Origin of the sequence: Citrobacter sp. Cpa228, from assembly GCF_030333085.1 — a bacterium.
GTDB lineage: Bacteria > Pseudomonadota > Gammaproteobacteria > Enterobacterales > Enterobacteriaceae > Citrobacter > Citrobacter pasteurii.
The window spans coordinates 221,604-234,540 of sequence record NZ_JAOWGQ010000031.1 but is presented as its reverse complement, the minus strand read 5'-3'; the positions used below and the strand labels follow the sequence as shown (position 1 = coordinate 234,540).

General features: G+C 50.5%; 14 protein-coding genes. 6 read left to right on the top strand and 8 right to left on the bottom strand.

The window, feature by feature from the left end; translation table 11 throughout:
• The 5 genes from pduT (at position 1) to OGX91_RS02220 (ending at position 3,520) form a co-directional block, all read left to right on the top strand.
• The gene (gene pduT, locus OGX91_RS02240; RefSeq protein WP_005128036.1) at positions 1-555 is read left to right on the top strand and encodes a propanediol utilization microcompartment protein PduT; all 555 of its coding nucleotides are present in this window, start codon (positions 1-3) and stop codon (positions 553-555) included.
• Positions 555-905, top strand: a complete 351-nt coding sequence (pduU, locus tag OGX91_RS02235; protein WP_005128038.1) for a propanediol utilization microcompartment protein PduU — start codon at positions 555-557, stop codon at positions 903-905. Before pduT ends, pduU begins: the two co-directional genes overlap by 1 nt.
• Before the next feature lie 4 nt (positions 906-909).
• Positions 910-1,362, top strand: a complete 453-nt coding sequence (pduV, locus tag OGX91_RS02230; protein ID WP_005128040.1) for a propanediol utilization protein PduV — start codon at positions 910-912, stop codon at positions 1,360-1,362.
• Entirely contained in the window at positions 1,347-2,561 is a 1,215-nt protein-coding gene (locus OGX91_RS02225; protein WP_188232500.1) for an acetate/propionate family kinase, read from the top strand. The genes pduV and OGX91_RS02225 overlap by 16 nt, the downstream gene beginning before the upstream one ends.
• A 92-nt stretch (positions 2,562-2,653) precedes the next feature.
• Positions 2,654-3,520: a GHMP family kinase ATP-binding protein gene (locus OGX91_RS02220; protein WP_005128044.1), complete on the top strand. Its 867-nt coding sequence runs from the start codon at positions 2,654-2,656 to the stop codon at positions 3,518-3,520.
• Between the two features lie 39 nt (positions 3,521-3,559).
• Here the strand turns inward: OGX91_RS02220 and OGX91_RS02215 are convergent, their stop codons facing one another.
• The 7 genes from OGX91_RS02215 to phsA all read right to left on the bottom strand — a co-directional run bounded on the left by OGX91_RS02215 (position 3,560) and on the right by phsA (position 10,845).
• Complete coding sequence (locus OGX91_RS02215; protein WP_005128046.1) at positions 3,560-3,895, bottom strand: DUF496 family protein; 336 nt, start codon at positions 3,893-3,895, stop codon at positions 3,560-3,562.
• Between the two features lie 238 nt (positions 3,896-4,133).
• Positions 4,134-5,192 carry an FUSC family protein gene (locus OGX91_RS02210; protein ID WP_040231920.1) on the bottom strand — a complete coding sequence of 353 codons (1,059 nt, stop codon included), beginning with the start codon at positions 5,190-5,192 and terminating at the stop codon, positions 4,134-4,136.
• A 107-nt stretch (positions 5,193-5,299) separates the two neighbouring features.
• A complete protein-coding gene (sbmC, locus tag OGX91_RS02205) occupies positions 5,300-5,767 on the bottom strand; it encodes a DNA gyrase inhibitor SbmC (RefSeq protein WP_005128054.1) in 468 nt (155 codons plus the stop codon).
• 124 nt (positions 5,768-5,891) lie between these two features.
• On the bottom strand, positions 5,892-7,064 hold the full coding sequence (gene dacD, locus OGX91_RS02200; RefSeq protein ID WP_137378377.1) for a serine-type D-Ala-D-Ala carboxypeptidase DacD: 1,173 nt from the start codon (positions 7,062-7,064) through the stop codon (positions 5,892-5,894).
• A gap of 150 nt (positions 7,065-7,214) precedes the next feature.
• Entirely contained in the window at positions 7,215-7,982 is a 768-nt protein-coding gene (phsC, locus tag OGX91_RS02195; protein WP_005128058.1) for a thiosulfate reductase cytochrome B subunit, read from the bottom strand.
• Positions 7,979-8,557, bottom strand: coding sequence for a thiosulfate reductase electron transport protein PhsB (phsB, locus tag OGX91_RS02190; RefSeq protein ID WP_005128061.1), 579 nt, complete (start codon positions 8,555-8,557; stop codon positions 7,979-7,981). The genes phsC and phsB overlap by 4 nt, the downstream gene beginning before the upstream one ends.
• A gap of 14 nt (positions 8,558-8,571) precedes the next feature.
• A complete protein-coding gene (gene phsA / locus OGX91_RS02185; RefSeq protein ID WP_199947526.1) occupies positions 8,572-10,845 on the bottom strand; it encodes a thiosulfate reductase PhsA in 2,274 nt (757 codons plus the stop codon).
• Positions 10,846-11,242: 397 nt separating this feature from the next.
• Here phsA and sbcB point away from each other — a divergent pair, with 397 nt between their 5' ends.
• Positions 11,243-12,667 carry an exodeoxyribonuclease I gene (gene sbcB, locus OGX91_RS02180; protein ID WP_286625331.1) on the top strand — a complete coding sequence of 475 codons (1,425 nt, stop codon included), beginning with the start codon at positions 11,243-11,245 and terminating at the stop codon, positions 12,665-12,667.
• A 39-nt stretch (positions 12,668-12,706) separates the two neighbouring features.
• Here the strand turns inward: sbcB and tsuB are convergent, their stop codons facing one another.
• A complete protein-coding gene (tsuB, locus tag OGX91_RS02175; protein WP_005128065.1) occupies positions 12,707-12,934 on the bottom strand; it encodes a thiosulfate utilization sulfurtransferase TsuB/YeeD in 228 nt (75 codons plus the stop codon).
• Positions 12,935-12,937: the final 3 nt, after the last annotated feature.

The following is a 12,937-nucleotide window of genomic DNA, read 5'->3' as shown; positions in this document are numbered from 1 at the left end:
ATGTCTCAGGCGATAGGGATTTTAGAACTCACCAGCATTGCCAAAGGAATGGAAGCTGGTGATGCCATGTTAAAAAACGCGAATGTGAATTTGCTGGTCAGCAAAACCATCTGCCCTGGAAAGTTTTTACTGATGCTCGGGGGTGACGTAGGAGCAGTACAGCAGGCCATTGCAACAGGGACGTCTCTTGCAGGCGATATGCTCGTCGACAGTCTGGTGCTCCCAAACATTCATGCCAGCGTTCTCCCGGCAATTAGCGGTCTTAACAGTGTGGATAAGCATCAGGCCGTCGGGATTGTTGAAACCTGGAGCGTAGCGGCTTGTATCTGTGCCGCCGATCGTGCAGTCAAAGCGTCCAATGTCACGCTGGTACGGGTGCATATGGCATTCGGTATTGGTGGTAAATGCTACATGGTTGTCGCGGGAGATGTTTCCGATGTCAATAACGCCGTGACCGTCGCCAGCGAAAGCGCCGGGGAAAAAGGTCTGCTGGTTTATCGCTCCGTCATACCACGCCCGCATGAAAGCATGTGGCGGCAAATAGTGGAGGGATAATGGACAGACAACCGCCGACAGATCGCATGATCCAGGAATACGTACCCGGCAAGCAGGTCACGCTGGCGCACCTTATTGCTAATCCAGGTAAGGATTTATTCAAAAAGCTGGGGTTGCAGGATTCAATCTCGGCCATTGGTATTTTAACCATTACGCCCAGTGAAGCCTCGATTATCGCCTGTGATATCGCCACGAAATCCGGGGCGGTAGAGATTGGTTTTCTCGATCGTTTTACTGGTGCAGTCGTACTGACGGGCGATGTTTCAGCCGTTGAGTACGCGCTGAAACAGGTAACCAGAACGCTTGGCGAAATGATGCGTTTTACTGCATGCCCTATTACCCGGACGTAACCACATGAAACGCATCATGCTAATTGGCCCCAGCCAGTGCGGTAAAACATCACTCACACAATGTTTGCGTGGAGAAGCACTTCATTACCAGAAAACTCAGGCGATTGTCTGGTCGCCAACGACAATAGACACGCCAGGTGAATATCTTGAGAACCGCTGCCTGTACAGTGCGTTGCTGGCCAGCGCCTGTGAAGCCGACATTATCGCTCTGGTACTGAATGCTGACGCCCCATGGTCACCTTTTTCTCCAGGTTTTACGGGCCCAATGAACAGACCTGTTATCGGCCTCGTCACCAAAGCCGATTTAGCTAACCCTCAGAGAATTTCACTCGTAGAAAGCTGGTTGGTGCAGGCAGGAGCGCAGAACGTGTTTATCACCAGCGCGCTGGAGAATACCGGGGTCGATGAGATGTTCATTTTTCTGAATGCAAAGGAACCGTCATGTCTCACAAAATAATGGCCATAAACGCAGGTAGCTCTTCTCTTAAGTTTCAGTTGCTGGCGATGCCGCAGGGTGAAATGATCTGCCAGGGGCTGATTGAACGTATCGGGATGTCTGACGCGCAGGTCACGCTTAAAACACCCGTGCAGAAATGGCAGGAGACGTTACCCGTTGCCGATCACCGTGAAGCAGTAACTCTGTTACTGGAAAAACTGCTTAGCCTGAACATCATCAAAAATCTGGAAGAGATCGATGGCGTCGGTCATCGCGTCGCACATGGTGGTGAGTCCTTTAAAGACTCAGCCCTCGTCAACGATGAAACACTGGCCGAAATAGAGCGCCTTGCAGAACTGGCACCACTGCATAACCCGGTTAATGCGCTGGGGATCGCTGTTTTTCGTCAGCTATTACCCGAAGCTCCTGCCGTCGCAGTTTTTGACACTGCTTTTCATCAGACGCTGGCTGAGCCTTCTTTTATTTATCCGCTGCCCTGGCGCTATTACTCAGAGCTGGGAATTCGGCGTTATGGTTTTCATGGTACCAGCCACAAATACGTCAGTACCGCTTTGGCTGAAAAGCTGGGCATCCCGCTCAGCGCACTGCGCGTCGTATGTTGTCATCTTGGTAATGGCAGCAGCATCTGTGCCATCAAGGGCGGAAAATCGGTGAATACCTCGATGGGCTTTACACCTCAGTCTGGCGTGATGATGGGTACGCGCAGCGGAGATATTGACCCGTCAATTTTGCCGTGGATTGCCCTGCGCGAAGGCAAAACACCGCAGCAACTTAACCAACTCCTCAACAATGAATCGGGATTACTTGGGGTTTCCGGTATCTCATCAGACTATCGTGACGTTGAACGCGCCGCAGACGAAGGCGACTCACAGGCTGCACTCGCACTTACGCTGTTTGCAGAGCGAATTCGTGCCACAATAGGCAGTTATATTATGCAGATGGGCGGTCTGGATGCTTTGGTATTTACGGGTGGAATTGGTGAAAACTCAGCCCGAGCACGCGCTGCGATTTGCCACAATCTGAATTTCTTAGGCCTGGCCGTTGATGATGAAAAAAATCAGCGCAACGCAACCTTCATTCAAACTGAAACTGCGCTGGTCAAAGTGGCCGTTATAAATACCAATGAAGAGTTGATGATCGCGCAGGATGTTATGCGTATAGCGATATCAGAAACTGTGACATTGGACATTCCTGCTTAATCCTGCTGCACCGCAAATTGCGGCAAATCATGGTAATAGCGCGATCGCCATGACACTATGCGCCGAGGATTGCTGATCACAAAGGTGAAGACGTGGCTGTTGCGCAATGTCCTGCATCGTGCGGGGAACTTATCCAGGGCTGGATTCTGGGCAGTGAGAAGCTGGTCTCCTGCCCGGTTGAATGGTATAGCACCGTCGAGGTCAGTTCAGGATCACCACAAGTGGATGAACGCCCACTCTCGCGAGCGATGGTTGACCGGTTATTGCAGCACTGGCACTACCCGGCGCATATCAGTCAGGATATTCGAATAGATATCCAGTCAACGATTCCCATTGCGAAAGGAATGGCCAGCAGCACCGCAGATATTGCCGCCACCGCGCTTGCCACCGCTCATTTTCTGGGTCATCAGCTTGATGAACCTACACTGGCGCAGCTTTGCGTATCTCTTGAACCTACCGACAGCACCCTTTTCCGTCAGTTAACCCTTTTCGATCATAACGACGCTTCTACGCAAATTCCTTGTGAAGCGCAGCCCCAGCTTGACCTGTTGGTTCTGGAAAGTCCGGAAACATTACGTACCGCAGATTATCACCGCATTCCGCGCCAGCCCGGGTTACAGGCCGGTGCCCCCGCGCTGAAACGTGCATGGGAAAAAGTACAGGAAGCCTGTATTAGCCAAAATCCCTATCGGATGGGAGAGGCTGCCACGCTTAGCGCAATCGCCAGCCAAATGTTGTTGCCAAAACCAGATTTCGATTCGCTATTGGCGCTGGTAGAAGAATGTGATTTATACGGGGTGAACGTTGCGCACAGCGGCAGCGTGGTGGGTCTGATGCTGGACAGAAAACGTCATGATGTTGATTACATCAAATGGATGCTGGCACAGAAAAAACTGACAACTCACTGGCCTGAGCAGCATTTACTGCGGATGGTAACAGGCGGGGTAAAACTACAGTAGGGGCCGCCGCTTAGCAGCGCCCCCTACTGCCATAAAACGTTACTCTGCTTTCGCTTCGCCGTTTTTCACTTCACCCATGGCTTTCAGCTTTTTAGAGATATCACGACGCTCTTTAGAGATCTCTGCATTCTTGATGATGTAATCATCTACACGATCTTCATAGTCGCTTTTCATGCTGGCGATGATACCCTGGATAGCATCAACGCTCATCCCCGGCTTGATGTAGTCGCTCAGGTTGTCCAGCAGCAGGACGCGTTTCTGGTTGTCACGGATCTTTTTCTCAACGTCCTGGATTTCACGTTGCAGTTTGTTTTTACGACGGAACAGACGAACAAATTCCAGCACGTCCTGGAAAGAAGGCTTGGTAGTTTCCATTTTTACACCCCTGATAATGTGAGATTCGGATTCGTTAAAACAACGGCTAAAGTGGGTCAACATTACTTTCATGCCCGCCATACTTCAAGTTGCATCTGCATTGATAATGCATGGCTGAAACCTGAATTATCGAGGGTAAAGCCATTGTAGTTACCAATGGTTTTAGCCTTTTTCAGTATCATACCCTTAATCTTTGCTGAATCGAAGCAGCAGTAAAACCAATCCCCTCATCTGCTCTTTATTTGCGCAGCGCGCGACAAATTAAATGTGAGAGCAATTCCAGTTGCCGTGCCATCTCCATATTCAACCAGACATAGCCATGAATAGGTGTTTCAGCAACATTATCGCCTTTATGCTCAGCGATGAGTTGGCGCAACTCTGCCACGGTATCATTGAGTTTTTCGGTATTGGCAAGCACCGGCTGCGGATTACCTTCGTATAGCGCATGAGTGATCGTCAGTAGCGCTTGTTGCGTTCTGAGCTGAGTTTCACGCAAGGTATGCGCGTTCAGCATCACAAAGTGACTGGTACGCGTCGCCCACAGCGCGTTGATTTGCAGCTCAAGCATGCACACCAGGTTGCGGTTAACCGTCTGAATAGCTTCAAAGATTGATTTTTGGATGTGGGTCTCTTTACTGGCAGGAACGATGAGTCCACGCATTTTGACAACGTCACTCAGTAGTTGTTGTAAATGCTTCTCCAGTCGGGGCTGTTCGAGCAAGTTAGGTGACAACGCAGCCTGATACACCCGGTTATAACCCGTGACACAATGCGCCAGTTGAATACGCCAGTGAATAAATGCCCGCTGCGGCCAGATGCCGGTAAACAGCATCGCCAGTAACGATCCCAGAATCACGTCGCCACCGCGCCACAACGCTGTATTCATGTCACCCGCGGGAGCCCCGACGACGACGGCAAGCGTTATACCAATCAGCAACGCCTGATAGGGTTTTTTACCTAAGGCCAGCCAGCCGCAGAGAAACATCGCTACTGCGCACCATATCAGCATAAGCGGAAGTGACAGGAGTTCGAGACGCAGAGCAACCAGCCCAAGTACTGAGCCCAGAATCGTCCCGCCGATGCGTTCAAGCGCTCTTGGGACGACATTACCCCAGAATGAAATAGGCCCCATAATCACCACCAGCGTGATCAGAGGCCACGTACCTTCAGGAATATCCAGCAGGCGAACCAACAGAAAAGTAAGAAGAAACGCCAGCGCAATGCGAATACCGTGCACTACGCGATAATGACGATACAAACGAATTTCAAAAGGACTCAGCGACTTATCGGCACGCACTCATCCACTCCGTCAGGGAATAGCAAAGAACAGAATTGTACCTGCTTTTTTAGTGAAAACATCATCGTTATCACCAGGACTTTTATCCTGATTTACACAAAAAACAGCTACTTCGGCTGTACTGGAACATACATTTCGATGTCCCAGTAACCGTCTTCCATGCCATTATTCATATAAATCTCAAAACAGGGTTTGGCTGCTATCTGGTATGTTGCGTCCTGCAACAGAAGATTAAAAAACTGATACCATGGCGTCGCAAAGTCATGATTTTCAACACGAGCAACAGCAATAGCATACTCACCACCGGCCAGTTCAGTCAGTATCACACCTTCGCTGTTCTCTGGGATCTCGAAATTCTCTGCGACGGAAACCACAGTATCGCAGCGCAGTTTGTCAGCAGGCACAACATCCGGGTTGTCGTAATAAACGGCGATCCATTCCAGCGGCACTATCTGCTTGTCATCCACCCACATGACTAACTGCTCAAAACCCTGCTTTACCGTTTGCTCCCACGGTCCAACCATATGAAAACCGGCAATCCTGCGTTTATCGACTTGCTTTATCTCGTACTCCATATAACCTCCGTCATTACACTGTATTTATATACAGTGTAATTATTGTGTATTACGGCCACAAGGAAATAGTGATTATTATGTGAGCAGTTTCGCACTCTTGCCAGTCAGTAGCATGGGTGAAAAATTACACCTTATGGTGGAAGTAATCGCTCAGACGCGAAAATACGCTGCCTTTACTCACTGATTCCAGGGTGACCAGTGGCCAATGCGCCACCAGCTTATCCCTGTCATAGAGTTCAATTTCCCCCACGCGTTGATGCGCGGCAATAGGCGCTACCAATTCTTTCTTATCAAGAACATATTTTGCTTTGATATTCTGGACTTCAGCCTTAGGTAGCGCCATCCAGAAATCCTGCTCGGTACCGAGGCTAATTTTTTCTTTATCGCCATACCAGATTCGTTCGACGCCGACTTGCTTACCGCTACGCAAAACCTGCACCGTATCAAAATTTTGTTGCCCCCACTGCAGCAGTTTGCGTGCCTGATCCTCGCGCCCTTTCGCGCTCTCGGCTCCCATGACCACGGCAATCAAGCGACGTTGTCCATCAACTGCGGAGGCGATCAGGTTAAATCCTGCCCCGGATGTGTGCCCGGTCTTCAGGCCATCGATGTTCATCGTTTTATCCCACAGCAGTCCGTTACGGTTTTGCTGCGTGATACCGTTCCAGGTAAGACTCTTCTCACTGTACATGTGGTAGAACTCAGGTTCCCCGTGAATAATCGCCCGGGACAAGACGGCCAGATCGTAGGCCGAGCTATGCTGACCCGGTGCGTCCAGCCCATGCACCGTTTCGAAATGTGTATCTTTAAGCTTCAGCTTCTCAACGTAACTGTTCATCATCGCGACAAACTGTGGCTGTCCACCCGCGATGTAATCCGCCAGCGCGACGCATGCGTCATTGCCGGAATCGACAATTAAGCCGCGACTTAAATCACGTACTGACACGCGATCGCCTTCTTTCAGGAACATTAATGATGAGCCTACAAACACCGGATTATCTTTCGCCCATGCGTCACGTCCGACTGTGACGATATCCGTTGGGCTAATGCGGTGGCTATCAATCGCGCGATCGACAACATAGCCGGTCATTAACTTGGTCAGGCTGGCGGGGTTGCGTTGCTGGTGTTCATTTCCGGCGGTCAGGATTTGGCCCGTGGTGTAATCCATAAGCACCCACGCGCCAGCATTGATGGCGGGAGGCCGAGGTGCAAAACTGGCGACATCAGTCGCATAAGCGGACGAAAAACTTATCGCGAATAGCGAAGCGGCAATAAACAAACGGCGTTTCAACAGCATGTCCTCATAACCAAGAGAAATAGCCGTTCTTTTTACGGAAGTTCTGCCGAACAAACAGGGATAAATTGCAAGAAAATGTGACATAAGGCACATTTTCTTGCTGTTAAAGAAGAAAGTCAGACGGACTTCTCCTGCAAAAAACGCGCAGGATTAGCCTTTATGTGATGCTGTTTCTGCATGATGGCTGCGATGACGGTGATAGCCGTCAATCATGCTGCGAAAGATTTGCCCCGGTGTGTCACCCAATGTACACAGGTAAATATGTGCGCAAATGAACAGAATGCCAACAATCGCCAACACCATATGCAGCACCAGCACCACCGGCCCGGCGCCTATAATCTGCGGGTAAAGACAGAGCAACCCGGTAATGATTAACAGCGGAACCAACGCATACATGATGGCCAGATAGGCTAACTGTTGCAGGGGGTTAAATTTATTCTCCGCTGTTGCCGCAAACGGATGTGCCTCACCTTTCATTATCCCATACAGATAAAAACGCGTTTGCAGCAGGCAACGCGTTATCAACCCGCTAAATTGCACACGATAGTGACTACCGTTGCCGCTGGTGGCATTGATCATGACGAAGCCAATCCAGAAAGCCAGTAATGCGAATCCACACCAGGTGTGCACCTGCACCATTAGCGCTACCGGTCCGATAGAAAAATGGCCGAATAAACCGCTGAGCAGAAGCAGGATAAAAAGCAGCGCATTTCCCCAGTGCCAACGGCGGACAGCCAATGAGTAGAGATAGTCACGGTGCTCTTCTCCGGCTGCCGTTTTGGGTGCCAGCATTCGACGCAGCAGCGCATGCATCACCAGACCGGCAATCATTAACAGAATGACTACGCCTGCATAAATGAGCCACAGCGGCCAGTAGTCTGGCGCATAGTTAAGCTCTGCTCCCCAGATAGAATTCATACTTTTCCCTCCTGATGAATCTCTTTACGCCGGAAAATACTTACCGCACCGCTACGCGTATCCTGCTGACGGTAAACCTCTTTTTGAAGAATCCAGTGCTGAATTTCAGGGTCATCACGGCGACCAAACTTCAGCGCATCCGTAGGGCATACGGAAACACAGGCAGGCGATTGTCCAGCGTCCAGACGGGTGTCTGCGCAAAAGTTACATTTATCTGCAATTCCTGTTTGTGGGTTCAGGTAGCGCACATGGAACGGACAGGCAGCTACGCAATAATCACAGCCAATACAGCGGGACTTGTCCACCTGCACAATGCCGTTTTCGTCCCGAAACGAAGCGCCAGTCGGACAGACGCTGACACAAGGCGCATCTTCGCAGTGCTGGCAGGAGACGCGGACAAACTGGAAGTGAGACAGCACCTCAGGTTCGTTTTCCGGTGAGCGGATCTGCACCTGCAGCCGGCTAAAACCTTCTGGCACGTCATTCAGAACTTTGCAGGCAACTGTGCACGCCTGACAACCAATACAGCGTTTCTCGTCATGCAGCATGACATACGGATTTGTTGACTGATTCATGATGTTCTCCTTTCTCATGCCCGACGAAGCGTAACGCCAGCGGTGTGAACCACCGTGCCGGAAACCGGACTGGTCACATGCGGAAGCAGGTTGCCACAGTGGATCCCATGCGTTGTCGCCGCGGTTTTCGCGCCAGCCTTGGCGCCGAATCCCATATAGACAAACAGCGTATCGGGTCGAATACCGGCAGTGACCAGCGCTTTGCCTTTCTCCTTACCCGTCGCATTTTCAAGCCAGATGTCATCACCGCTTTTAATCCCTTTTTCTCCAGCCGTTTTCGGGTGGATCCACACCGCGTTATCCCACATCAGCTCGCTGAGTAATGGAACATATTGCGTCGCGCCATTGGTGTGAACCGCGACTTTGCCTTGAATGAAATAGAGTTCATTATCGGCCTTGAGCGCAAAATTGCGTGCACGCGGAATACCATAGCCCGGCAGGAGAGTTTCCAGTTCTTCGGAATAAAGTTCGATCTTTCCGGATGGGGATTTGAAGCGGAGTTGTTCGCCATACGTACCATCATTGTCAACGGCCACTGCTCCCGGATACTGCGCAGTAAACTGGCGTACCGATTCAGGCTCACGGAGTAACAGTGGAACGCCCCACTCCCGATACCCTTTCTGGCGCAGTTCAGCAGATAACGCATGGTCACCATTGAGCTGATATAGCTGGCGTACTTGCATATCTTGCCACGGATAGTACTGTCCAAGACCCAGTTGCTCGCCCAGCTCTTTCCAGATTTGCCAGCTTGGCCGCGCATCACCAATAGGCTCAACGACCTGCTGGCGCAGCGCATAGGCCGGATTCAGCCCCGATATATCAGAGACTTCTTCATCGCGTTCAAGGTAGGTGCATTCAGGTAACAGGTAATCGGCATAGGCCGCGCTTTCGCTTAAATAGACATCGCAGCTCACCACCAGATCCAACTGCTCAACGGTTTTGACCAGATCCGGCCGACAGGTCACAGTTTGAAAAGGGTTATGCCGGGACATAATCCATCCTTTCACCGGATAAGGCGTCTGGTTTAACACAGCATCGATAATGCTCTGCACCACCCCACCGCCCGCAGCGATGTATTTGAATTGCGGCGCGACCAGGTCAATACGCTGCGCCGTTGGCTTAGGGAGTTTGGCATCCGGTTTCGCCAGCACCGGAGCCACCTTCTCTCCTGCCAGCTTATTGTAGGTTGCAGCGGCTTTTTTCTGGTACATGCCGCCTTCGCGCTCAATATTTCCCAGCAGCACGTTGAGGGTGAAAATCATGCGCCGCATGTCGATCTCTTCCTGCGAAAAAGTCGCACGGTGACCAGGGCTGACAATCGCATGGGGGGCGCAGGCCGCCATTTCTCGAGTTACCCGGGTAATGACATCCGCAGGCACGTCGGCCAACTTTTGTGCCCATCCCGGCGTGGCCTCTTGTACCGCCTCTGCCAGTTGGTCAAAACCTGTTGTGTAGCGTTCAACGAACTCCGCGTCATACAATTTTTCAGTAATCATGACGTGGCACATCGCCATCAGCACCGGTAAGTCTCCCCCCGGTTTAATCGCATGCCATTCATCCGCCTTGCTGGAAAATACCGACAACCGGGGGTCGAAGCTGACCATCTTCGCGCCCTTCTCTTGTGCGGTCATCAATTCATGCGTATCGGCAACCTCAATCCCTTCATACAGGTTATGTCCAAAAGAGACCATATAGCGGGTATTGGCGATATCCATTGCTAAATCCCCACCCATCATCACTTTGGCGGCAATGGCTTTACCTGCTGGACAAGTTGAAGCGTGCGTAAAGGTATTTGGTGAGCCAAAAGCCGTCGCCAAATGAAATAAATGGCCGGAAAGCGAACCGGATTTAGAGGAGAAGACAACGCCCTGCGGCCCATATTGATTTTTTATTGCCGTCATCTTTTCGGCAATTTCTTTATACGCCTGTTGCCAGCTAATGACCTGCCATTCGCCACTGCCACGCGGCCCGGTGCGTTTCATTGGTTTAACAATCCGGTGCGGGTCGTTTACCAGGCTAACACCGCTGCCCCCACGAGCACAAACGCGCGTGCCTTGCTGAGGGGCATTAGGGTTTCCCTGGATAAAAACTGTTTTATTATTAATCACCTGAGCCTGAATTGGACAGCGAAAGGAACACATTTCACACAGACTCGGCGTCAGGGATGTTTTCCCTTTAATACTTTCTGGCGAATTTCGCGCCAGTGCGCCAGGTGGGAAACTGCCTATCGCACAGGCCGAGCAGCCAATACCTACACCCCGCAAAAAATTACGCCGACTAATGCTCATATAACCTCCTGTTATTAGATATATCCAATGATTATATGGCCTTTAAATTATTAATTTTTAACCTCACTCACATTTCATTACAATGAAATTCCGTTAACCGGCAAGAATAAAACTTATTGTTTATAAAGGAGTTTTAAAGTTTCCAGAACGCACTGACAAACGTAAAAATAACAATAATAGTTATCAATTAACTTATTTATAAGCTTACACGCTAACATGACCTTATTTCATGAAATATCTTTAAAACCCCAAACCTATTAATTCGTTTTATTTTAATCATGTTTACCGCAATTTTATTGCGGCCACCGCCGAGCATTGATAATCCCGTTGCTGATTACCGCGCTATTTTTTGGTATTCTTAGATAAGCGCTAAATTGATCCCGGACATAACTGAACAATGAATGACGGCAAGCAGCAACCTGGTTTTCTCTTCCACGATTACGAGACCTTTGGTACCCATCCGGCACTGGACAGACCCGCACAGTTTGCGGCCATCCGCACAGATAGCGATTTCAATATCATTGGCGATCCCGAAGTCTTTTACTGCAAGCCCGCCGACGACTATCTGCCACAACCAGAAGCGGTACTGATAACCGGTATTACGCCGCAAGAAGCACGTGATAAGGGTGAGAATGAAGCCGCTTTTGCTGCCCGCATCCATGCGCTGTTTACCGTGCCGAAAACGTGTATCCTCGGCTATAACAATGTGCGCTTCGATGATGAAGTGACACGTAATATCCTGTATCGCAATTTTTATGATCCCTACGCCTGGAGCTGGCAGAACGACAATTCTCGCTGGGATTTGCTGGATGTGATGCGCGCCTGCTATGCGCTACGACCGGAAGGGATCAACTGGCCAGAAAACGACGACGGTCTACCCAGCTTCCGCCTTGAGCATCTGACTCGCGCCAACGGCATTGAGCATGCTAATGCCCACGACGCGATGGCAGACGTGTATGCCACCATTGCCATGGCGCAACTCGTAAAGTCACGTCAGCCGCGTCTGTTTGACTATCTCTACAGTCACCGCAATAAACACAAGCTGGCTGCGTTGATTGATGTCCCGCAAATGAAGCCCTTAGTGCATGTATCTGGGATGTTCGGTGCATGGCGAGGTAACACCAGTTGGGTTGCCCCGCTCGCCTGGCATCCGGATAATCGTAATGCGGTTATTATGGTCGACTTAGCCGGTGATATTTCTCCCTTGCTTGAACTGGATAGCGATACCCTGCGCGCACGTCTTTACACCGCCAAAGCCGATCTGGGAGATAACGCCGCGGTGCCGGTTAAACTGGTGCATATCAACAAATGTCCGGTTCTGGCACAGGCTAATACGCTACGCCCGGAAGATGCCGATCGTCTCGGAATTAACCGCCAGCATTGCCTGGATAATCTTAAAGTCCTGCGTGAAAACCCGCAGGTGCGCGATAAAGTGGTAGCTATTTTTGCTGAAGCAGAACCCTTTGCGCCATCGGATAACGTAGATGCGCAGTTATACAACGGTTTTTTCAGCGATGCCGACCGCGCCGCAATGAAGATCGTTCTGGAAACCGAACCTCGCAATTTACCCGCACTGGACATTACTTTTGTCGACAAGCGCATTGAAAAACTGTTGTTTAATTATCGCGCGCGCAATTTCCCCGGGACACTGGATGAGGAAGAGCAGCAACGCTGGCTGGATCATCGTCGTCAGGTATTCACACCGGAGTTTTTGCAAAATTACGCGAATGAATTGCAGATATTGAGTCAGCAATACGCTGACAACAAAGAGAAGCTGATGCTACTGAAATCACTCTGGCAGTATGCGCAAGAGATAGTCTGAAGATGAAATGCCCTCCGCCAGACGGCGGAGGGCTCCTCTTTACGCTTTCTGCACCGTAATGCTCCAGGCGGCGTCACCCACCTGTTGATAATCAGTAATCACGTGCCCCTCTTCGGCGGCCCATTGCGGGATTGCCTCAGTGGCCTGGGTACAGTCAAACTCGATCACCAACTCATCACCACTTGCCATTTCTGCCAGTGCCGCTTTTGCTTCAATCAGTGGAAACGGACAAACCTGCGTGACCACATCCAGTTTTTTAGTTGCCATCAT